Origin of the sequence: Geosporobacter subterraneus DSM 17957 (genome assembly GCF_900142145.1) — a bacterium.
GTDB classification, from domain to species: domain Bacteria; phylum Bacillota; class Clostridia; order Peptostreptococcales; family Thermotaleaceae; genus Geosporobacter; species Geosporobacter subterraneus.
Map to the genome: position 1 here is coordinate 101,412 of NZ_FQZV01000004.1, position 19,506 is coordinate 120,917.

Below are 19,506 nucleotides of genomic sequence, written 5' to 3' on the forward strand. Positions count from 1 at the left end.
AGAATAATAGGTATATATATTTAAAAGGAGGGGGAATTATGGTTCAAGAAAAAAACTACCTAAATTTAGACTCTAAGATTGATGAGAACAGAAAGAAATTAGAAGACATGATTAGCAGACATGACAGCATCAATCATGATGAAATCCTCTTGATCAGCCAACAACTGGACGAACTGATCACCTTGTTTTATAGGGAAAGGAAGGAAAAGGAAAAGTAAGAAATAGCTGCTGAGGAGCAGTTTGCTTTTAAAATTCTCAATTCCACTGAATAGGACGGAAAGCTTTAGGGTATATGTTGAAATAAGTATAATGAGGGAGGGAAAATGATGGATACCAGCAAATTGTTTAATATTATGACGGGCTTGACCCTTACATTTGGTGGGTTATCAGCTCTCTTTTACCGGCATTTCTTTGGGGGATTTGCATTTTTCATATTCTTTGTTGCCTTAGTCTCAGAAGTATTTTTGTTGGTAGGTAATCTGTATGAAGAATAAAATTAAATACATAAACACAAGACATAAGGCCTTCTTCCCAATGTTTGAATGAAGGTCTTTTTTTTGCCCAATCCCTGCCCTTGCACCCTATATTAAGACAATATATAATAAATATGAAATATTGGAGAAAATAACCTATATCCAGAATTTGAATCGAGGTGTAAGTGTGATAAAACTAACCAGTCATGATCCACAGGAGACAGATCAAATAGGGTACAAGCTCGGCACTATGCTGCAAGAGGGAGATGTCGTCTGTCTGACGGGAGATCTGGGTGCCGGGAAAACCACCTTGACCCAGGCCATTGCCCGGGGATTGGGCGTGAAGGAGGATGTAACCAGTCCCACCTTTGCTTTGATCCATGAATATAGGGGCAGAGTGCCCGTATACCACTTTGATGTCTATCGTATTGGTAATATAGAGGAACTGGAAGATTTGGGCTATGAGGAATATTTCTATGGACAAGGGGTCTGTATCATAGAGTGGGCTTCTCAGATTCGGGAGGTGATCCCAAAGGAGCATTTGTGGATTTATATCCAGAGAACAGAAGAGGATCACCGGGAAATAAGGCTAGAGGGAACTACTGCAAGATTTCATGGGATAGTGGAGGAGTTGAATCATTTATGCTGATTTTGGCTTTAGATACATCTTCTATTGTGGCTTCTGTGGCCTTGATGGAAGAAGATAAACTAATTGGAGAGTATATTATCAACCACGAGAAGACCCATTCTCAAAAACTGATGCCCATGATCGATGCGCTGCTTTCAGACTGTGAGCGCAAGCTGGAAGAAATAGATGTAATTGCCGTCGCAGAGGGGCCCGGATCCTTTACAGGGCTGCGCATAGGCGTTGCCACAGCCAAGGCTTTAGCCCATGGATTAGACCGGCCTGTAGCAGGCATATCTACTTTGGATGGTCTTGCCTTCAATATGCCTTATTGTGAGGGACTGATCTGTCCTATTTTAGATGCCAGGAGAAGTCAAGTCTATACAGCGGTCTATAAATGGGATGATGGTGTTTTGAATAGAGTTTTGGAGCCCATGGCCCTGTCTATTGAAGAGCTGACAGAGCAGCTAAAGAATCGACCGGAAAAAATCGTATTTTTAGGAGATGGCGTAAAAGCCAACGAGAGCTTTTTAAAGGATCAGCTGGGGAATAGAGTTTTGTTGGCGCCACAGACTGTAGCGATGCAGCGGGCGTCCTCCGTTGCAGCCCTTGCACTCCAAAAGGCCAGAGCCGGTCAACTAGACAATTTCTATGGGCTGACACCGGAGTATCTGCGAAAGTCTGAAGCAGAACGTCAATATGATGAAAAAATGAAAAGGTGTGATCAAGATGGGGGAACCCAGGGTTAGATCTATGACTAAAGATGATATTTCGCAGGTTCTGGAAATCGAAGAACAGTGTTTTTCTGTACCTTGGACAAAGGAAGCTTTCACAATGGAAGTTGAACAAAATAAATTTGCCAGATATATTGTTGTAGAACAGGACGGCTTTATATTGGGCTATGGAGGCATGTGGATGATTTTAGATGAAGCCCATGTGACCAATATAGCCGTACGCCCGGCCTTTCGCGGAAGGGGTTATGGAGACAAGGTGGTTCAAGCCATGATCGCTGCAGCGGAAAAGGAAGGCATTTATAATATGACCCTGGAGGTGCGCTTATCCAATACCGTTGCCCAGAACCTTTATAGTAAATATGGTTTCAAAGCCTGTGGGATAAGGCCGAAGTATTACCAGGATAATGATGAAGATGCAGTGATTATGTGGAAGCAGGGAAGTTGAATCGCCAGTAGAAAAACAGGGAAACCTGTTTTTTTCATTCATGCCCCATGAAAACCAGTCTTGATTGCCAATGTAGATATTCTCACAGAGAGTAAACAGGATGTAATGGGAGTGTCCTATGAAGCCTTGTTTGAAAAAAAGCAGTGAAACCGTTGTATCGTGAAGGGTCTCTGTGCCCTCCAGCAAAGCGAACAAAAACATGGGCTAATCAAAAAACCCATGTTTTCCTATTTAAAAATATAAATAAATTTTATTAGGGACTCAAACAAAATCATTTTTCTTCCGTAAATATGTATGGAGAGATAAAAGAGGTGGTATGGTTGACACTGACGGATCAGGAATTGATAGAAAGAATCCTGCAGGGTGAGGGCGAGCTTTTTGAGGAACTCATGGGCAGGTATAAGAACGGGGTATATTCCCTGTGCTTTCGCATGCTGGGAAATGGAGAAGATGCTAAGGATATGGCGCAGGAAACCTTTATAAAATCTTATCACGCCTTGGGAAAATACAGCAGAGAATACAAATTTTCTACCTGGCTTTTCAAGATTGCCACCAATCTATGTATTGACGAACACCGGAAAAGGAAAGCCAAGCTGATGCCCCTGGATGAACAGATTCATATGCCCTATGACACTGCCAGCGCGGAAACCATGTACTTCCATCAATCCAATAAAGATGAAATTGAAAGAGCTATCGGAGAATTATCCCAGGAATATAAGGCTTTAATTCTTCTCTATCATAAGGAAGGTTTTTCTTATCAGCAGATTTGTGACATGCTTCAATTGCCTATGTCAAAGGTAAAAAACAGACTCCACCGCGCTCGGCATATGCTTAAAGACCGGTTGAAGGAAATCAAGGAGGAGGAATCAAAATGGACTGCCAAAGAGCTGCAAATTTGATGATGAAATACTTTGATCATGCAATCGGTGATTTAGAAGAGAAGGAAATGACCCTGCATATGAAAGGCTGCAGTAGTTGCAGATTGGACTTCCAATGGATGAAGGAAGCGATCTGCTCTGTTGAGGAGATGGAAGAATTAGAGGCCCCGGAGGATTTTGAAAGCATGGTCATGGCGAGCATCCCCATAGACTACTACAGACCCTCCACCCAGAAAAACAGTTTTTTCCCCTATGGGGCGGTTATGATTGCTATGGCTGCAGTGTTGGTGTGCGGTATGCTGTATCTCCGATATGCAACAGTAGACTTTGGGGAAATCCACCATCTCATGAGCTTTGTCTTTAGAATAATGGATCTTCAGGGTGTTTTCCAGAACCTAGCGGCTTTAGCCAGTAAAAATATGGTCAGGTTACTGATCTTCGTTATACGCTGCCTAAACACCATAGGAACTGTTTTAATCAATACAAGAATGAATGTATATCTTATCATCGTAGGGACCCTGTGCAGTATTTTTGTAGGGATACAACATTGGCTGATGCGCCTGACCTATGAAGCAGGATATAGAGGAGGCAAAATATATGAGAAATAAATGGGGAAGGATATTGCTAACGGCAGTCTGCATCATGTTACTCCTTGGAACTAGCGTGTGGGCTGCAGGAACCAATCATATGTCGGATTTGTTAGGGTTCTTTCAGGATATTGAAGTACCCAGCGGAATGACTGTATACGGCAGTGTAGTGGCTATTTTTGGCGATATACAGATGAAGGGAGCTGTCACTGGAGATGTGGTGGCCATATTCGGAGATGTAAAAATCGATGGTCCCACGAAAGGCAACGTAGTAGCAATTTTCGGCGACCTGCATTTGGCCTCAAAGGCAGCAGTGAATGGCGATACAGTTCAAATTCTGGGAGGAAGAACGATTGAGGAGCCTGGGGCCATTGTTACGGGACAAAAGGTAAGCCTGGCTGGTTTTGGACTCAACGGACTCCCAAACGCAGGCATCATATTGGTAATCATTATGCTGATTACCTTAGTAAAAATTATCATTGATTATCTGATTTCAATTATCGCAGTCTTAGTATTTCCGGAAAGATTTGAAAACATGGCATCAGCTGCCTTGGACAATATGGGAAAAAAGTTTTTGATTGGTATTTTGATTATCCTGGGATTTTATATCCTATCGGCAGTGCTGGTGATGGTCATCATCGGAATTCCATTCATGCTCCTTTTGGTTCCTGCCATGGCACTCTTGTCCTTTACCGGTAATACAGCTGTCAAACTGGCCATTGGCAAAAGAATCGGCTCAGGGAGAGAAAAGCCTTGGTCACAGATGATGGAGCTCTTTATAGGAACCCTGGTGTATGCTTTAGTAGAGATAACATTGGTAGGGAAAAGCGTAACCTTTCTGGCTAAAGCAGTAGGAATTGGAGCAGTCATCGATACCAAAGGAGGCAACGGAGGCCCTCATGTGCAAGCTCCCATAGGATTTATCACAAAGAGACAGGATGAAGAAGAGATTATGGGAGAACCTAAAGAATAGGCTCTTACGCTGAATTTAAGGAGGATGGAGGTTGGATAAATGAAAAAAATAATAGGGATGCTCCTCGGCGTGTTGTTGCTGACAATGAGCAGCTTCCCTGCAGCGGCAGCCCAAGATAACCCGAATAATATTATTATTGGGCAAGAACAAGTAATACAAGGAGACTATTTTGGCGCCGGGGAAACCATCATAAATAACGGTAAAATTAATGGAGATATTTATGCTGCCAGTAGTGCGTTTGAAAATAGCGGTGAAGTAACAGGAGACATTCTTCTGGCAGCTTCCTATAGCAAAATCGGCGGAAAAACCAATGGAAATCTTAGAATTGCATCCAGCAGAACGGAGATTTCCGGAGAAATCGGAAAAAATATAACCGCCTTGACGGAGACCTTGCTATTGGTAGAAGGTGCAGCAGTAGACGGTAATATCAATGCCTTTGCATCCAGTGTTATCTTGAATGGCATCGTAGGCGGAGATGTAAGATCTGCATCCCGTCGATTAGAGATCAACGGTGAGGTTAAAGGAGATGTAGCGGCATCTGTTGAAACATTGACCTTTGGACCCAAAGGAAAAATACAGGGGAATTTGATCTATACCAGTGAGCAGAAAATGAACATACCCGAGGGTGCTGTGGCAGGCAGTGTAGAGCATCGTCTGCCGAATCCCAGAACCAATAGAAGTCAAAGCGTAGAAAATCTTCAAAAGGGGTGGAAATATCTCCGTCTTGTAGGTAAAGGGATCAGCATGCTGGCCTATCTGCTTATTGGATTTTTATCAATTTTACTTTTTGATAAATTCATGAAGAAAAGCGCAGTCACCATGGAGGAAAAGCCGTGGCATAGTGCAGGCATTGGCCTGGTGGCGTTGATTGTGATTCCTATCGCTTCTATACTCATTATGTTTACAGTGATTGGCATTCCACTGGGGATTATTTCTCTGATGCTTTATGGAATATTGTTATATTTGGCTAGGCTTCCTGTAGGATTATGGATTGGCAGCAAGATTTTGAAGAATGAAGAAAAGCCCATACTGCCCATGCTGTTAGGATTAGTCATGCTGTTATTGGTTTCCTACATTCCATATATAGGAAGATTTACATCCTTTGTTGTACTGCTCTTTGGAATAGGGACCTACCTGATAAATATTCAAAGTGCTTTGAAAAAAGATAAAAATATAGAAGAGATATAGAGAAAGCCGAGGAAAGAATTTTCCTTGGCTTTTGTATAGTTCAATGAAGTTTACGGATACTAATAATAAAAAAGGAGGGATAGGATGTCTAGTGCCAGCAGAGATCAGCTTCACGCCATCGCATCTCAATGCAGCAAGTTTCGAAATGTTTATCGGGGCGGTCTTCAGAGTGCAACATTTCCATCTCAGGTGACCTGTGAGCATTGCGGACATTTTACAGAAGATCATAGATGCGAATTGGATCTTATTGATGAAATTCTAGTGAATATGGATCAAACATAAAAAGCAGCCAAGCTGCTTTTTATGTTTGATCCTCTGTGTCATCTTTTTCATCCTGTATAGACTGTTCTGCGATCAATACATTGGTAAAGTCTGTTTGATCTACTTCTACCAGCAGGGCATCAGAAAGAACATTTTGATTGCTTAGTCGCTGCATGAAGCCTTCAACATCAGGTTCTTTTTCTTTCTTTTGATTGTTATCCTTAGGATGTTCGATCATCGGCTTGATCCCCCCATACAATCGGATTTCCGTACCACGGATAACTATAGTATTCCACGCAGAAACAAATATCATGAAAAAAGCCAGATAGAGGATGGTATATAGAAAATTTTGCTATTTGCCCTTCCTTTGGTTATAATATACTGAGATATAAACAAAAGTAGGTGAACCCATGACAAAAGTTTTAAAAGAAAAAAATGGATCGGATATTCTAACCCTTGCCATAGAAACAAGCTGTGATGAAACCTCTGCTGCAGTGGTTAGAAATGGTAGAGAGGTTTTATCCAATGTTATTTCCTCTCAAATTGATCTGCACAAAAAATTTGGTGGTGTGGTGCCTGAGGTAGCTTCCCGAAAGCATGTGGAAAATGTGAATTTGGTGATTCAGGAATCCTTGGATGTAGCCGGTATAAAACTAAAGGAAATTGACCAGATTGGCGTAACCTATGGGCCGGGATTGGTAGGGGCGCTGCTGGTAGGTGTTTCTGCGGCAAAGGCCTTGGCCTATGCGTTAAAGGTTCCCCTCATCGGTGTAAATCATATCGAGGGTCACATTTGCGCCAATTACATCGAAGACAAAACCCTGACACCGCCTTTCCTATGCCTGATCGTATCCGGAGGACACTCCCATTTGGTACATGTTAAGGATTATGGAATCTATGAAGTGCTGGGAAAAACCAGGGATGATGCAGTGGGAGAGGCCTTTGATAAGGTAGCAAGAGCCATGGGCCTGGGATATCCCGGTGGGCCTTTGATTGATGGACTGGCTCAAAAGGGAGATCCGGAGGCAATAAAGTTTCCCCGTGTGTATTTAGAGGCAGACAGCTTTGATTTTAGTTTCAGCGGGATCAAGTCTGCGGTTCTCAATTATCTAAACGGCGAAAGGCAAAAAGGAAATAAGATTTCCCTTGAAAACGTGGCAGCGGGATTTCAACAGGCAGTTACGGAGGTCCTTGTTCATAAGACTATTGAAGGGGCAAAACAGAAAAAAACCGATACCATTGTTCTGGCAGGCGGGGTAGCAGCCAATAGCGGATTAAGAAAGCTATTGACGGAGGAAGGGAAGAAGCAGGGACTGAGGGTAAAATATCCCTCGCTGACTCTCTGTACCGACAATGCAGCCATGATTGGATGTGCAGCTTATTATGACAGCTTAGGAGGTCATAGGGCAGATTTATATCTGAATGCTGTTCCTAACCTGAAGCTGGGGGAGAAATATGTAAGGTTTTCCCAAGAATAACAGAGATTACAGCTAGGAAGAAAAAAAGCCTCCATGATATAATGGGTCTAGAGGATATCATTAGGAGGTATACATATGCTGCATTGGTTGAAGGAAGTGGATGAAAACATTAGCAGGGAAGAACTGGAAGCTAGAGTAAAGGACTTATACGAATTGGTAGAGTTGCTATTGAAGAAGAACAAGCAAAATGATGAAATCATCTGCAAAATGTATTCAGAATTGGAAGGCCTGAAGAACAGAATGAATATCGCATAATCTGAAAAACCTCTTATGTTAATCATAGGAGGTTTCTTTTTTAAATAAAGTTATTCAGAAATAAGTGTGGATAAAATTGTGGATAATGTGGAAAATGTTTCGAATGGAGTGTATAAGTAGATTCTACTGTGGATAAACATGTGGATTCTGTGGAAAAAATGTGGATAAAGATATGCAGATTTCCACTTATATGATATATATGCCCATGTTATGTAAAATATAACACCAAAATGTAAAAAATAAAAAATGTAGTTTGGAATACCAAACTACATTTTGTCCTCTACATATCTTACGATATCTCCGATGTTCTTAAAGGCTTCTGCGTCTTCATCGGGAATTTCCACATCAAATTCATCTTCAATTCCCATAATGATTTCTACAGCGTCCAGTGAATCTGCTTCCAAGTCTCTCATGAGAGAAGTGTCCATTGTGATTTCTGCATCATCATCCAAGCCCAATTGATCGATAATAATCTGCTTTATTTTTTCAAATACCATTATGTATATACCTCCCTTATAATATCATCATAACCACTCAGTGGCCACTAACGTGTTTATTTTACCACAGTTCATTTAAAAATACTATACTGAAAACTCGGGGAAAAAATTTTCCTCCAGATTTCTTAAGGAATAGAAGCTTGAATTTGAAGATAGGCTGTCCACTAATACCTTTCTTAAGTTTAACACATAAGTAATCTTCTATTCATCTATTTTCGCTCTTTTTTTTTCGACGTATTCTGATATACTCTCTGCAACATCTCGAGCCATTTTTACGGCCTCTACCACATTTTTGGCGCCGGTTACTACATCTCCTGAAGCAAAGACTCCTTCCCGTGTGGTCATTCCACCCCTGTCGGTGATCAGCAGGCCTCGGTCATTGATCTCGATTCCCTCTGTGGTGGATACAATGTTTTTACGGGGTCCTTGGCTGGCAGCAATGATTACTGCATCCGCAGGGAGCATAAATTCTGAGTCCGGGATTACTTCAAGATTTCCATTGACCAGATGATTTTTTACACAACGGATGCCATCATCAAGGATTTCCACAGGGGAAGTAAAAAATTGGAACTTTACTCCGTCAATCCGCGCCAATTCTACTTCCGTATCTCTTGCAGGCATGCTTTCCCGGTCTCTGCGATAAAGAATCTGCACATCCCGTGCACCGTTTCGGAGGGCTGTTCGAGCCACGTCCATGGCGGAATTGCCTCCGCCGATGACACAGACCCGATTCCCCAGCTGATATGCCTGGGGACTGCGGAGGTAGTCAATGGCATAGTGCACGTGGCCTAAGCTCTCGCCCTTAATGCGAAGAACATTAGGACGCCATACACCAGTGGCAATAAATACTGCATCGTAGCCGTCATCGAAGAGGGTATCAATGGTAATGACCGGGCCAATCAGCGTATTGGGCCGAATTTTTACCCCCAGAGCTGTAAGACGGGCGGCGATTTGATCTAAGATGGATTTAGAGAGTCTGAATTCAGGAATGCCATAGCGCAAAAAACCGCCAATTCGATCCTGCGCCTCAAAAAGAGTGATTCTATACCCCTTGGAAACCAAATAAAAAGCGGCTGTTAATCCTGCAGGGCCCGAGCCGATGACAGCAATGCGGCCTTTGTTGAGCTTTGGGCTTTCCGGGGAGGTTCTGTTGAGAAAATAGCTTGAGATATAGTTCTCAATGGAGCTAATGCGAACAGGGTCCTCCTTGATGCCGCGGATGCAGCTGCCTTCACACTGATTTTCATGGGGGCAGACCATGGAGCAGATGATAGAAAGAGGATTATTTTCAAATATCTTTTTACCTGCATCCTCAATATTCCCCTCCAAAAAATCGTGAATAAAGCCGGGAATATCCGTAGCGATGGGGCAGGCATTGCGACATTTGGGAGACTTGCATTGATAGCAGCGCTTGGCCTCCTTAATGATGTCATGGGACATAAAGGTCTCCTCCTTTTCTGCTTCATTTTTATTAAACACAATTGTATAGTATTCTGTAGAGATTTTCAAGAATTATACATAGGTTTCTAATTTAAGTATTCTTCCCATTGGGCATATAAATCCTCCAGCTGCTGCCTTAAGGCACTGGATTCTTCGTGGATTTGCCTGCTTAATTGGGGATTGGCATAAACCTCTTCCTGACACATCTGCTGTTCCAGATCGGTGATGCGTTCTTCCAGCAGAGAAATCTGCTCTTCGATGCTTTCCCTTGCTTTTTTTACTCTGCGTTCTTCCTGCTGCTTTTCTTTTTCCTTCCTACGTTCATCCTTAATCTGGGTCTTAGTTTTTTGCACGGTGATCTCCGGCTCTTGAGGCTCCATCAGTTCCTTTTTCTTTTCCTGATAGTACTTATAATTGCCAAGATACTGCTGGACGCCATTGTGGGATAATTCGAGAATTTTAGTGGTGACCCGGTTTAGGAAATACCGGTCATGGGAGATCAAAAACAGCGTGCCGTTATAATGAAGCAATGCCTCTTCTAATACTTCCTTCGAGGAAATATCCAAGTGGTTGGTGGGCTCGTCCATCAGCAGAAAATTTGCCTTTGAAAGCATCAGCTTTAACAGGGCTACCCTGCTTTTTTCTCCGCCGCTCAAAGCGGAAATATCCTTTTGTACATCATCCCCGCTGAAGAGAAAGGAGCCTAACAGGGTTCGAACCTCAGTTTGAGTAAAGTGTATATTTTCTTTCCATATTTCATCGATTACCGTTGATTTTTGATCTAGATCCGACTGTTCTTGATCATAATAGCCTAAAATCACATTGTGGCCTATACGAATGAGACCCGTATCATAGGGCAGCCGGTTCAAGAGAATCTTAAAAAGGGTAGACTTGCCGATGCCGTTGGGGCCGATGAGACCTACCCGCTCTCCTTTATAGATTTCGAAGGAAACATTTTGAAAAAGGAGTGCATCCCCAAAGCTTTTGGATAGATTGCTGACCTGAAGGACATCTTCACCGCTGCTAATCCTTGTTTCGAAACGGATTTTTGCTTTTTTATACAACAGCAGGGGTTTCTCTATTCTTTCTATATGGGCCAGTCTTTTTTCCCGGCTTTGGGCCCGTTTTGCCAATTTCTCCGTGCCATGCTGTTTGAATCTGCGGATGATTTCTTCCTGTTTTTCAATTTCCTTCTGTTGTTCAGTATATTCCTTAAGCTGCTGCTCATAAACCTGGAGCTTCTTTTCACTATAATAGGAGTAGTTGCCATGATAGATAGTGAGGGATCTGTTTTCCAACTCATAGATTTTATTGACGACTTCATCGATAAAGTATCGGTCATGGGAGATTAAAAGAACAGTTCCTGCATAGGTGCGCAGGTAGCCCTCCAGCCATTCTACTGCTTCAATATCCAAGTGGTTTGTGGGCTCGTCCAGTAAAAGGAGATTCGGCTTAGTCAAAAGCAGCTTGGCAAGATTTACCCGGGTTTTTTGTCCGCCGCTTAGCTGGAAAATAGGCTGTTCGAATTCCTCCTCGGTAAAGCCCAGTCCTTTAAGAACTCCTCGTATCTCACTAGGGTAACCGTAGCCGTTTTTTTGTTGGAATTCTTCCGACAGGCGGGCATAATGATTCATTAATTGGTTTAAACTGTTACTATTAGAAAGCTGACCTTGCTGTGCAATCTGATGCTCCAGCTGCCTAAGTTCTGCCTCCATCTCTATCAGGCTGCGAAACACTTCAAGAGTTTCCTGAAAAATCGTATATTCAGGATTTAATGGGGCACTTTGCTCCAGATGACCTATCGTGAGGGATTTGGATATGAAAAACTCCCCCTGGTCATAGCCGTACTGTCCCGTAAGAATACGAAACAAAGTGGTCTTGCCGGCACCGTTGACACCGATTAAGCCGATCTTTTCACCGGCATTAATAGAAAAGGATATATTTTCAAGAACGGTATCGATACCAAAGGATTTGGTTAAGTTGTTACAGGACAAAACAATCATAGGAACCTCCTTATATGATGACTGCGCTCTTTTATTTTAACAGAAAAAATTAAGGATGAAAATGGACTGGATTTATGCCATAATATAATGGAAGATAATAGGTATAAAAATACCTTATAAGCCGCTAGATTGACACTTTTATATCAAAGTGATATAATCTTGTGGAAACCGATAATATGTGGAAAACAATAATAAAGGCAATAGGAGAAGAGAGCAATGGATAAGGATAATATGAAGATTTCTATGGCTGTTATCAGACGGCTGCCCAAATATCACCGATACTTAAGAGATTTATTGGAAAAGGATATTAAGCGAATTTCTTCAAAAGAGCTAAGCAATATTATGGGATTAACTGCGTCTCAGATCCGACAAGACCTAAACAATTTTGGAGGTTTTGGCCAACAAGGTTATGGATACAATGTAGAAGCGCTCTATGAAGAAATTGAGAAAATATTAGGGTTAGATAAACAGTATAACACCATTATTGTGGGGGCGGGCAATCTAGGTCAGGCAATTGCCAACTATACCAATTTTGAAAAAGCAGGGTTTTTACCAAAATGTATGTTTGACATTAATCCTAAGCTCATCGGATTGAAGATCAGGGATATTCAAATCATGGATGCAGATCACATGGAAGAATACATCCGAAGGAATGACATTGCAATCGGCATCATATGTACACCAAAGGAGCAGGCCCAAAGTGTTGCAGACCGTTTGGTAAAATGCAATATCCAAGGAATATGGAATTTTGCCCCTGTGGATTTAAATGTACCAGACCATATCATTTTGGAGAATGTGCACTTAAGTGAGAGTCTGTTTACACTATCCTACCTGCTAAATCATCGAGACGAACTATAAAAAACCAGAAAGTGTACGGAAAAGCACACAGTGTACGGAAAAATGCACATGTTTGACAGGCAATTAACAAACAGATAATTTTATAAGCGGTTGTACTGAATGAGGAAGAAGATACTTATGGTCTTTCTGATTCTGTACAGCCGCTTTTTTACTGGGTTCCATAAACCCAGCCAAAACAAGTGTGAAAAAAATTTAACAAAGATAAAAAACTGGCATAGAATATGCAATATGATATGAGGCGCGATGTGAATAAAATATCAATTGATAAATATAGAGGAGGGAATTGCGTTGAATTTTACACTGAGTAAAGAACAAGAGATGGTTCGCAAGATGGTTCGTGAATTTACCCTTAGAGAGGTAGCGGGTATTGCGGCAGAGATTGACGAGACAGAAAGATTTCCAAAGGAAAATGTAGAAAAGATGGGCCGATACGGAATGATGGGTATGATCGTTCCCAAGGTTTATGGAGGTGCTGAGGCTGATGAGGTAGCCTATGCAATTACTGTGGAGGAACTTTCCAGAGCCTGCGGTACAACAGGAGTAATCTGTTCTGCCCATACCTCATTGGCATGTTGGCCGATCCTGAAATACGGTACAGAGGAGCAAAAACAAAAATTTCTGATTCCTTTAGCAAAGGGAGAAAAGATTGGTGCCTTTGGATTAACGGAGCCTAATGCAGGTACAGATGCTGCTGGACAGCAAACAACTGCTGTTGCCGAGGGAGAAGAATGGGTGCTCAATGGTACGAAGATCTTTATCACCAATGGCGGTGAAGCAGATACTTATGTAATCTTTGCCATGACGGACAAAAGCAAAGGGGTAAAGGGAATTTCAGCTTTTATCGTAGAAAAAGGAACTCCAGGATTCAGTATTGGAAAAAAAGAGAAAAAGATGGGGATTCGAGGCTCCGCTACTACAGAATTGATTTTTGAAAATTGCAGAATCCCGAAAGAAAACCTATTGGGCCAAGCTGGAAAAGGCTTTGGGATTGCCATGGGTACATTAGACGGAGGCAGAATTGGTATTGCTGCCCAAGCACTAGGAATTGCACAGGGAGCCTTGGATGAAACCATTAAATACATTCAGCAGAGAGAACAGTTTGGAAGACCAATCGGTAAGTTTCAGGCCCTGCAGTTTGAGATTGCAGATATGGAAACCAGAGTGAATGCGGCCCGTTGGCTGGTGTACAACGCGGCATGGAGAAAATCCAAGGGACTCAGCTACGGAAAAGAAGCGGCTATGGCCAAGCTTTTTGCTTCAGAAACAGCTATGTATGTAACCACAAAGGCCGTACAGCTTCACGGAGGCTATGGTTATACTCAGGATTATCCCGTTGAGAGAATGATGAGAGATGCTAAGATTACTGAAATCTATGAAGGAACCTCAGAGGTACAAAGAATGGTTATCTCTGCGGCAACGATTAAATAAAGGAGGAATTTTCGTGAAGATCATCGTTTGTGTAAAGCAAGTGCCTGATACAAATGAAGTAAAAATAGATCCAGTGAAAGGAACCCTGATTCGAGAAGGGGTACCCAGTATTTTAAATCCCGATGACAAAAATGCCTTAGAAGAGGCACTGGCCCTAAAGGATAAAAATCCGGAGGTCCATGTAACCGTTGTGACTATGGGACCTCCACAGGCTGATGAAATGCTGCGGGAGTGCCTGGCCATGGGTGCAGACGAGGCTATTTTATTAAGCGACAGAGCTTTTGCCGGTGCAGATACTTGGGCTACCTCCAATACACTGGCAGCGGCTGTGCGAAAAATCGGACACTACGATATTATTTTTGCCGGCCGACAGGCCATCGACGGAGATACTGCTCAGGTAGGGCCGCAGCTGGCAGAGAGATTGGGCATCCCTCAGGTAACCTATGTACAGCAGTTTGAAATTCAAGGAGAAGACATATTGGTTCAAAGAGCTTTAGAAGACGGCTACGAGCTTATCAAGGTAAAAGCTCCGGTCCTGTTAACAGCGATCAAAGAATTAAATCATCCGCGATACATGTCTGTCGGCGGCATTTACGATGCTTTCCGGGAAAAGGAAGTAAAGGTTTGGACTTTAGCCGATTTAGATGTACAGAAGCAGGAGGTTGGATTGGATGCTTCCCCTACTCAGGTTAAGCGATCCTTTACACCGGAGCCGAAGGGTAAGGGTATTATGTTAAAGGGAAGCACGAAGGAAATGGTCGAACAGTTGGTAGGCAGTTTAAAACAAAAACATGTAATATAATCGGGAAAATGGAGGGAAAAAGATGGCTATTATAGTATTAGAGGATAAATGTATCGGCTGTAAGCTTTGTCTAAAAGCTTGCCCCTTCGATGCAATCGATATGGTCGAGAAAAAAGCGGTAATCAACGATAAATGTGTGGCTTGCGGTGCCTGTATAGATGCATGTAAGTTTGATGCGATCCTTCGGGAAGAGGGAGAAGGATCAGAAAAGGATTTATCTGCCTATAAAAATGTTTGGGTATTTGTAGAACAAAGAGAAAATAAAATCATGCCTGTAGCCATTGAGCTTTTAGGAGAAGGGAAAAGACTGGCGAAGGAAATTGGCGTAGAGCTATGTGCAGTTGTATTAGGAGAGAACATCAGTGATTTGGCGAAGGAATGCATCGCCTACGGCGCCGATAAGGTGTATCTGGCTCAGCATTCACTGCTAAAAAACTTTACCACCGATGGATATACGAAGGTAATATCGGAAATGATCCAGGCAGAAAAGCCTGAGATTGTACTGCTGGGAGCGACCCACATCGGAAGAGACTTAGCACCTAGGATCGCAGCCAGAGTGGATACAGGACTTACTGCTGATTGTACTAAGCTGGAAATCGACCCGGAGGATAAAAAATTATTGCAGACCCGTCCGGCCTTTGGTGGAAATATCATGGCTACTATCGTTTGTACTAAGCATAGACCGCAGATGGCCACAGTAAGACCAGGGGTAATGGACAAAGCCGTTGCAGATGGCAAAAGAAGCGGCAAGATCATCGATGTAGCAGTAAATTTGGACAAAGAAGATATTCGCACACAAGTCATCAAAACCGTAAAAGCAGATAAAGCTGTGGTTGCCCTAGAGGAAGCGGAAGTAATCGTTGCCGGCGGAAGAGGTTTAGGGAAGGCTGAAGGTTTCCAATTGATCCAGCAGTTGGCTGATCGTTTAGGCGGTGTTGTTGGGGCATCCCGTGCAACGGTTGATGCAGGATGGATCAGCCATGATCATCAGGTAGGACAGACGGGAAAAACTGTTAAACCTAGGATTTATGTTGCCTGCGGTATTTCAGGAGCGATCCAGCATATGGCAGGAATGCAGGGAGCAGATGTGATCATTGCCATTAATAAAAACCCGGATGCACCGATCTTTAGTATTGCAGATTATGGTATTGTAGGAGATCTTTATGAGGTTATTCCAGCCTTAATTGATGCCTTAGATAGAGTAGATGACATTGTGAAAGCCATGAAGGAAGTAGCGGCAACGACCCAGTTATAGTAAGCTGCAAAGAAGTCGGGTTATCTTATACAAGCATGGGAACTTGGAAAATAGTGTTTCTAATTTTCCATACAGGTTACACGTTGCACGATAAAAGCTATTAAGCTGTTTTGTTTTAAAATTAATTTCTACTGTTTATCAGGATTATTGATAAACGCCTCTATAAAGAAATATAATCGTAGGGAACAGCCCCTGTGCTGTTCCGAAAAACGGGCAGACCTGCGTGTCTGCCCGTTGCTATTTTTATGATTGAAACTTATTCTCAATAATGCTATAATGGCAAGAACAGAGATGGCAGGTGATCGAAATGGGAAATTACTATAATGAAATCAACCGAATGATGGAAAAACTCATTCATAAGGTATTGGTTTATGATCGTAAGGGCTTCAAAGCAGGTGTAAAGGGAGAAGCCTTATCTCTATTGGATTTGGACATTCTGAGAAGAATAGAAGAGCAGGGTTGCAAAAAGCTCTATGAATTGGTAGAAGAAATGGAAATAGACCGGGGCTTGATCTCATCCTGTATTCAAAAATTGGTCCTAAACAGCTATCTGGAAAAAGAAAAATCAAAGAAGGATAAACGGGCCTATATTGTACGGCTTACGGAATTGGGCAGAAAAATGACAGCAACCCATTTAGAGAAGCAGAAGGAATTGCTGCATCTCATTCTGGATGATATGAGCCTAAATGAGGAAAAAGCCATCCTGAAGTTTCTCAGTAGAGTGAACCAGACTTCTTTGGCCTATAGCAGAAAAATGGAACAAAAGAATAATACCCCCTGATTGTATCAGAGGGTACCTTTTATTGGTTTTATAAGACTACTCTTGAACAGGAGCGTCAACTGGGCATACATTTGCACAAGCGCCGCAGTCAATACATCCGCTTTGATCGATTACATATTTGTCATCTCCAGCGCTGATTACGTTTACTGGACACTCAGGCTCACAAGCTCCACAGCTGATACAAGAATCTAAAATTACATATGCCATATGTATATCCTCCTCAATATTGTTTTTCTTTGGATAATAGTATTATAACAAAAGGAAATTTGCCGGACAATAAAACAAACAAAATTATAGGGTAAAAAATCCAATATATAATGATTATCATTGTATATATTATGAGATACTGTTGAATGAGAAAGGTTGTAGGTTGAAGGTAAAAAGCATAACACAGCGTAAACAGCAGAGCAGCTGTAAAGATAAATTGTTACCTGTTCTGATCATTGTTCAAATGTGATAAAATAAAAAAGTCAAAAGTTATAGGTATAAGAACATTCAACATACAGCAAAAATATCTGCAGGATATTTTTAAGGAGGTCCTCCATGAGGGTATATGCGCTAATTGGAAGCAGTGGTACAGGAAAAAGCTATCGGGCGATGATGCTGGCCGTTGAAAAGGGACTGGACTATATCATTGATGATGGCTTATTAATTCATGAAAATAAGATTATAGCAGGCAAGTCTGCTAAAAGAGAAGCTACTGCGGTAGGAGCCGTCAAGAGGGCCCTTTTTGCCAGTGAAGAACATCGGAAAACGGTAAAGCAAGCTATTGAAAGAGTTCAACCGAAGGGACTCCTAATATTGGGCACCTCTGACCGGATGGTAGAAAAAATTGCATCCCATTTAGAGGTAGGGCCTATTCAACAATATGTTTTTATTGAGGAGATCTCCACTGAAGAGGAACGAAAAATTGCACAGAAACAGCGGAAGGAATTGGGAAAGCACGTAATTCCGGTACCTACCTTTGAAATCAAAGAGGATTTTTCAGGGTATTTTATAGATCCTCTTAAAATTCTTCGCAGAAGAAAGGACAACAGCGTACATATTTCTGAAAAGTCGGTAGTAAGGCCAACCTTCAGCTACCTTGGAAAATACACGATCTCTGATAAAGTAATCAGTGATCTGGTATATCATGCAGCCCATAAGGTGATAGGAACCTATAAGATATCTAAGGTGGATGTGGTAAACTATCCCAACGGAATTGCTATTCATTTGGAGATTGTTTTTGTATATGGAAACCCTGTTAGAGAATTAGCAAAGTTGGTACAAAAACAGATAAAGGAAGAAGTAGAATACATGACAGCGCTGAATATTCTGTCAATAAATGTCATGATAAAAAGTTTGGTAATTATTTAATAGACGGTGTTTACAAAAAAAATTGAGTATGTTATAATGACTTTGGAGTGGGACAAAAGACAAAAAACATTGAAATATCAAAGCGGAAAATGTTTTCCCTAATTAAGTGCGCGCAAATTTATTTTCAAAAAATTTTGTAAAGTTAAAAAATTAACAATTAACATACATAATTTATTAATTTTTTTGAGATAATAAAGTGTGCATGGTTTTTATGATTTTTTACATCAATAACATATATTAACGAGGAGGTCATAAGAAATGGCTGAAAAAACATTAAATCCTTTTGAGATTGCCCAGCATCAAGTAAAAGTAGCATGTGACAAATTGGGTGCAGATCCGGCAGTATATGAAATTCTAAAGAACCCATTAAGAACCTTAGAAGTGTCCATTCCGGTAAGAATGGATGATGGCAGCATCAAAACCTTCATTGGCTTCAGAGCACAACACAACGATGCGCCTGGACCAACTAAGGGAGGTATTCGTTTCCACCATGATGTATCCAGAGATGAAGTAAAAGCATTGTCTACATGGATGACATTCAAGTGCAACGTAATCGGATTGCCATACGGTGGCGGTAAGGGCGGAATCATCGTAGACCCGGCAACACTATCTAAAGGAGAATTAGAAAGACTGTCCAGAGGATACATAACAGCGATTGCTCCAATCGTTGGGGACAGAAAAGATATTCCGGCACCAGACGTAAATACAAACGGACAAATCATGTCCTGGATGGTAGATGAGTTTAGCAAATTAAGAGGATACAATGAGCCTGGTGTTATCACAGGAAAGCCGGTAGACTTCGGCGGATCCTTAGCAAGAACAGAAGCAACAGGGTACGGCGTAGCCATCATGGCAAGAGACGCAGCAAAGAAAATCGGATTAAACCTAAATGGTGCAACTGTAGCAATCCAAGGTTTTGGTAATGTAGGAAGCTATGCAGCATTATACATCACAAAGATGGGTGCAAAGGTTATCGCAGTATCTGACTCCAGTGCATGTATCGTAAACGAAAATGGATTAGATGTAAAAGCATTAATGGAATATACAGCGAAAAACAGACATGTGAAGGGCTTCCCGGGAGCAACAAAAGAAATCGACAGAAACGAAGTATTGACAATGGATGTAGATATGTTATTCCCATGTGCCTTAGAAAACCAAATTACATCTAAGAATGTAGGAGACATCAAAG

Annotated in this window: 24 protein-coding genes; 19 read left to right on the forward strand and 5 right to left on the reverse strand. The window is 41.8% G+C overall.

All coding sequences use genetic code 11. The features are described from left to right. Nucleotides 1-38: 38 nt before the first annotated feature. The 10 genes from BUB56_RS01460 to BUB56_RS01500 all read left to right on the forward strand — a co-directional run bounded on the left by BUB56_RS01460 (nucleotide 39) and on the right by BUB56_RS01500 (nucleotide 6,185). Nucleotides 39-218, forward strand: a complete 180-nt coding sequence (locus BUB56_RS01460; protein WP_110939603.1) for a Spo0E family sporulation regulatory protein-aspartic acid phosphatase — start codon at nucleotides 39-41, stop codon at nucleotides 216-218. A gap of 108 nt (nucleotides 219-326) precedes the next feature. Further along, nucleotides 327-494 carry a hypothetical protein gene (locus tag BUB56_RS19260; protein ID WP_190014044.1) on the forward strand — a complete coding sequence of 56 codons (168 nt, stop codon included), beginning with the start codon at nucleotides 327-329 and terminating at the stop codon, nucleotides 492-494. A 166-nt stretch (nucleotides 495-660) separates the two neighbouring features. Further along, nucleotides 661-1,122, forward strand: a complete 462-nt coding sequence (tsaE, locus tag BUB56_RS01465; protein WP_110939604.1) for a tRNA (adenosine(37)-N6)-threonylcarbamoyltransferase complex ATPase subunit type 1 TsaE — start codon at nucleotides 661-663, stop codon at nucleotides 1,120-1,122. Continuing rightward, nucleotides 1,116-1,847: a tRNA (adenosine(37)-N6)-threonylcarbamoyltransferase complex dimerization subunit type 1 TsaB gene (tsaB, locus tag BUB56_RS01470; protein WP_110939605.1), complete on the forward strand. Its 732-nt coding sequence runs from the start codon at nucleotides 1,116-1,118 to the stop codon at nucleotides 1,845-1,847. The genes tsaE and tsaB overlap by 7 nt, the downstream gene beginning before the upstream one ends. Before the next feature lie 4 nt (nucleotides 1,848-1,851). Further along, nucleotides 1,852-2,277 (forward strand): ribosomal protein S18-alanine N-acetyltransferase, encoded by a 426-nt coding sequence (gene rimI / locus BUB56_RS01475; RefSeq protein WP_242946187.1) that lies wholly within the window; start codon nucleotides 1,852-1,854, stop codon nucleotides 2,275-2,277. Nucleotides 2,278-2,597: 320 nt separating this feature from the next. Further along, nucleotides 2,598-3,176, forward strand: a complete 579-nt coding sequence (locus BUB56_RS01480; RefSeq protein ID WP_190014047.1) for an RNA polymerase sigma factor — start codon at nucleotides 2,598-2,600, stop codon at nucleotides 3,174-3,176. Beyond that, entirely contained in the window at nucleotides 3,149-3,763 is a 615-nt protein-coding gene (locus BUB56_RS01485; protein ID WP_110939608.1) for a zf-HC2 domain-containing protein, read from the forward strand. Before BUB56_RS01480 ends, BUB56_RS01485 begins: the two co-directional genes overlap by 28 nt. Continuing rightward, nucleotides 3,753-4,715, forward strand: coding sequence for a bactofilin family protein (locus tag BUB56_RS01490; RefSeq protein ID WP_110939609.1), 963 nt, complete (start codon nucleotides 3,753-3,755; stop codon nucleotides 4,713-4,715). The genes BUB56_RS01485 and BUB56_RS01490 overlap by 11 nt, the downstream gene beginning before the upstream one ends. 39 nt (nucleotides 4,716-4,754) lie before the next feature. Further along, nucleotides 4,755-5,903 carry a bactofilin family protein gene (locus BUB56_RS01495; RefSeq protein WP_110939610.1) on the forward strand — a complete coding sequence of 383 codons (1,149 nt, stop codon included), beginning with the start codon at nucleotides 4,755-4,757 and terminating at the stop codon, nucleotides 5,901-5,903. 84 nt (nucleotides 5,904-5,987) lie between these two features. After that, nucleotides 5,988-6,185, forward strand: coding sequence for a hypothetical protein (locus BUB56_RS01500; protein ID WP_110939611.1), 198 nt, complete (start codon nucleotides 5,988-5,990; stop codon nucleotides 6,183-6,185). Nucleotides 6,186-6,204: 19 nt separating this feature from the next. Here BUB56_RS01500 and BUB56_RS01505 read toward each other — a convergent pair whose 3' ends face one another. Continuing rightward, on the reverse strand, nucleotides 6,205-6,402 hold the full coding sequence (locus tag BUB56_RS01505) for a hypothetical protein (RefSeq protein ID WP_110939612.1): 198 nt from the start codon (nucleotides 6,400-6,402) through the stop codon (nucleotides 6,205-6,207). Between the two features lie 172 nt (nucleotides 6,403-6,574). On the opposite strand from BUB56_RS01505, the gene tsaD reads away from it, so the two are divergent. Together tsaD and BUB56_RS01515 are read left to right on the forward strand one after the other, a co-directional pair. Then, complete coding sequence (gene tsaD, locus BUB56_RS01510; RefSeq protein ID WP_110939613.1) at nucleotides 6,575-7,642, forward strand: tRNA (adenosine(37)-N6)-threonylcarbamoyltransferase complex transferase subunit TsaD; 1,068 nt, start codon at nucleotides 6,575-6,577, stop codon at nucleotides 7,640-7,642. Nucleotides 7,643-7,717: 75 nt separating this feature from the next. Then, nucleotides 7,718-7,897, forward strand: a complete 180-nt coding sequence (locus BUB56_RS01515) for a hypothetical protein (protein ID WP_110939614.1) — start codon at nucleotides 7,718-7,720, stop codon at nucleotides 7,895-7,897. A 266-nt stretch (nucleotides 7,898-8,163) separates the two neighbouring features. Here the strand turns inward: BUB56_RS01515 and acpP are convergent, their stop codons facing one another. The 3 genes from acpP to BUB56_RS01530 all read right to left on the reverse strand — a co-directional run bounded on the left by acpP (nucleotide 8,164) and on the right by BUB56_RS01530 (nucleotide 11,837). After that, nucleotides 8,164-8,394, reverse strand: coding sequence for an acyl carrier protein (gene acpP, locus BUB56_RS01520; protein ID WP_110939615.1), 231 nt, complete (start codon nucleotides 8,392-8,394; stop codon nucleotides 8,164-8,166). A gap of 201 nt (nucleotides 8,395-8,595) precedes the next feature. Beyond that, a complete protein-coding gene (locus tag BUB56_RS01525) occupies nucleotides 8,596-9,873 on the reverse strand; it encodes an NAD(P)-dependent oxidoreductase (protein WP_278319437.1) in 1,278 nt (425 codons plus the stop codon). Nucleotides 9,874-9,920: 47 nt separating this feature from the next. Further along, a complete protein-coding gene (locus BUB56_RS01530; protein ID WP_110939617.1) occupies nucleotides 9,921-11,837 on the reverse strand; it encodes an ABC-F family ATP-binding cassette domain-containing protein in 1,917 nt (638 codons plus the stop codon). Nucleotides 11,838-12,053: 216 nt separating this feature from the next. Between BUB56_RS01530 and BUB56_RS01535 the strand changes: the two genes are divergently transcribed. From BUB56_RS01535 to BUB56_RS01555, 5 genes are all read left to right on the forward strand, one after another. Continuing rightward, a complete protein-coding gene (locus tag BUB56_RS01535; RefSeq protein WP_110939618.1) occupies nucleotides 12,054-12,695 on the forward strand; it encodes a redox-sensing transcriptional repressor Rex in 642 nt (213 codons plus the stop codon). Nucleotides 12,696-12,983: 288 nt separating this feature from the next. Further along, entirely contained in the window at nucleotides 12,984-14,123 is a 1,140-nt protein-coding gene (locus tag BUB56_RS01540; RefSeq protein ID WP_110939619.1) for an acyl-CoA dehydrogenase, read from the forward strand. A gap of 13 nt (nucleotides 14,124-14,136) precedes the next feature. Further along, complete coding sequence (etfB, locus tag BUB56_RS01545) at nucleotides 14,137-14,925, forward strand: electron transfer flavoprotein subunit beta (RefSeq protein WP_110939620.1); 789 nt, start codon at nucleotides 14,137-14,139, stop codon at nucleotides 14,923-14,925. A gap of 22 nt (nucleotides 14,926-14,947) precedes the next feature. Continuing rightward, the gene (locus tag BUB56_RS01550) at nucleotides 14,948-16,180 is read left to right on the forward strand and encodes an electron transfer flavoprotein subunit alpha (protein WP_110939621.1); all 1,233 of its coding nucleotides are present in this window, start codon (nucleotides 14,948-14,950) and stop codon (nucleotides 16,178-16,180) included. 307 nt (nucleotides 16,181-16,487) lie between these two features. Further along, on the forward strand, nucleotides 16,488-16,961 hold the full coding sequence (locus BUB56_RS01555) for a MarR family transcriptional regulator (RefSeq protein WP_110939622.1): 474 nt from the start codon (nucleotides 16,488-16,490) through the stop codon (nucleotides 16,959-16,961). Nucleotides 16,962-16,997: 36 nt separating this feature from the next. Here the strand turns inward: BUB56_RS01555 and BUB56_RS01560 are convergent, their stop codons facing one another. After that, nucleotides 16,998-17,168 carry a DUF362 domain-containing protein gene (locus BUB56_RS01560; protein WP_069976222.1) on the reverse strand — a complete coding sequence of 57 codons (171 nt, stop codon included), beginning with the start codon at nucleotides 17,166-17,168 and terminating at the stop codon, nucleotides 16,998-17,000. A 336-nt stretch (nucleotides 17,169-17,504) separates the two neighbouring features. On the opposite strand from BUB56_RS01560, the gene BUB56_RS01565 reads away from it, so the two are divergent. Together BUB56_RS01565 and BUB56_RS01570 are read left to right on the forward strand one after the other, a co-directional pair. Continuing rightward, a complete protein-coding gene (locus BUB56_RS01565) occupies nucleotides 17,505-18,317 on the forward strand; it encodes an Asp23/Gls24 family envelope stress response protein (RefSeq protein ID WP_110939623.1) in 813 nt (270 codons plus the stop codon). A 258-nt stretch (nucleotides 18,318-18,575) separates the two neighbouring features. Continuing rightward, nucleotides 18,576-19,506 (forward strand): Glu/Leu/Phe/Val family dehydrogenase (locus BUB56_RS01570; RefSeq protein WP_110939624.1); only part of this gene is annotated, 931 nt, incomplete at its 3' end.

What these genes read in the sequence shown, in the direction of transcription:
- rimI (WP_242946187.1), top strand. Translation starts at nt 1,852, where the DNA reads ATGACTAAAGATGATATTTCGCAGGTTCTGGAAATCGAAGAACAGTGT.
- tsaD (WP_110939613.1), top strand. Translation starts at nt 6,575, where the DNA reads ATGACAAAAGTTTTAAAAGAAAAAAATGGATCGGATATTCTAACCCTT.
- BUB56_RS01555 (WP_110939622.1), top strand. Translation starts at nt 16,488, where the DNA reads ATGGGAAATTACTATAATGAAATCAACCGAATGATGGAAAAACTCATT.
- BUB56_RS01490 (WP_110939609.1), top strand. Translation starts at nt 3,753, where the DNA reads ATGAGAAATAAATGGGGAAGGATATTGCTAACGGCAGTCTGCATCATG.
- BUB56_RS01560 (WP_069976222.1), bottom strand. Translation starts at nt 17,168, where the DNA reads ATGGCATATGTAATTTTAGATTCTTGTATCAGCTGTGGAGCTTGTGAG.
- BUB56_RS01500 (WP_110939611.1), top strand. Translation starts at nt 5,988, where the DNA reads ATGTCTAGTGCCAGCAGAGATCAGCTTCACGCCATCGCATCTCAATGC.
- BUB56_RS01535 (WP_110939618.1), top strand. Translation starts at nt 12,054, where the DNA reads ATGGATAAGGATAATATGAAGATTTCTATGGCTGTTATCAGACGGCTG.
- BUB56_RS01515 (WP_110939614.1), top strand. Translation starts at nt 7,718, where the DNA reads ATGCTGCATTGGTTGAAGGAAGTGGATGAAAACATTAGCAGGGAAGAA.
- BUB56_RS01530 (WP_110939617.1), bottom strand. Translation starts at nt 11,837, where the DNA reads ATGATTGTTTTGTCCTGTAACAACTTAACCAAATCCTTTGGTATCGAT.
- BUB56_RS01565 (WP_110939623.1), top strand. Translation starts at nt 17,505, where the DNA reads ATGAGGGTATATGCGCTAATTGGAAGCAGTGGTACAGGAAAAAGCTAT.
- acpP (WP_110939615.1), bottom strand. Translation starts at nt 8,394, where the DNA reads ATGGTATTTGAAAAAATAAAGCAGATTATTATCGATCAATTGGGCTTG.
- BUB56_RS19260 (WP_190014044.1), top strand. Translation starts at nt 327, where the DNA reads ATGGATACCAGCAAATTGTTTAATATTATGACGGGCTTGACCCTTACA.
- BUB56_RS01550 (WP_110939621.1), top strand. Translation starts at nt 14,948, where the DNA reads ATGGCTATTATAGTATTAGAGGATAAATGTATCGGCTGTAAGCTTTGT.
- BUB56_RS01485 (WP_110939608.1), top strand. Translation starts at nt 3,149, where the DNA reads ATGGACTGCCAAAGAGCTGCAAATTTGATGATGAAATACTTTGATCAT.
- BUB56_RS01505 (WP_110939612.1), bottom strand. Translation starts at nt 6,402, where the DNA reads ATGATCGAACATCCTAAGGATAACAATCAAAAGAAAGAAAAAGAACCT.
- BUB56_RS01495 (WP_110939610.1), top strand. Translation starts at nt 4,755, where the DNA reads ATGAAAAAAATAATAGGGATGCTCCTCGGCGTGTTGTTGCTGACAATG.
- tsaB (WP_110939605.1), top strand. Translation starts at nt 1,116, where the DNA reads ATGCTGATTTTGGCTTTAGATACATCTTCTATTGTGGCTTCTGTGGCC.
- BUB56_RS01460 (WP_110939603.1), top strand. Translation starts at nt 39, where the DNA reads ATGGTTCAAGAAAAAAACTACCTAAATTTAGACTCTAAGATTGATGAG.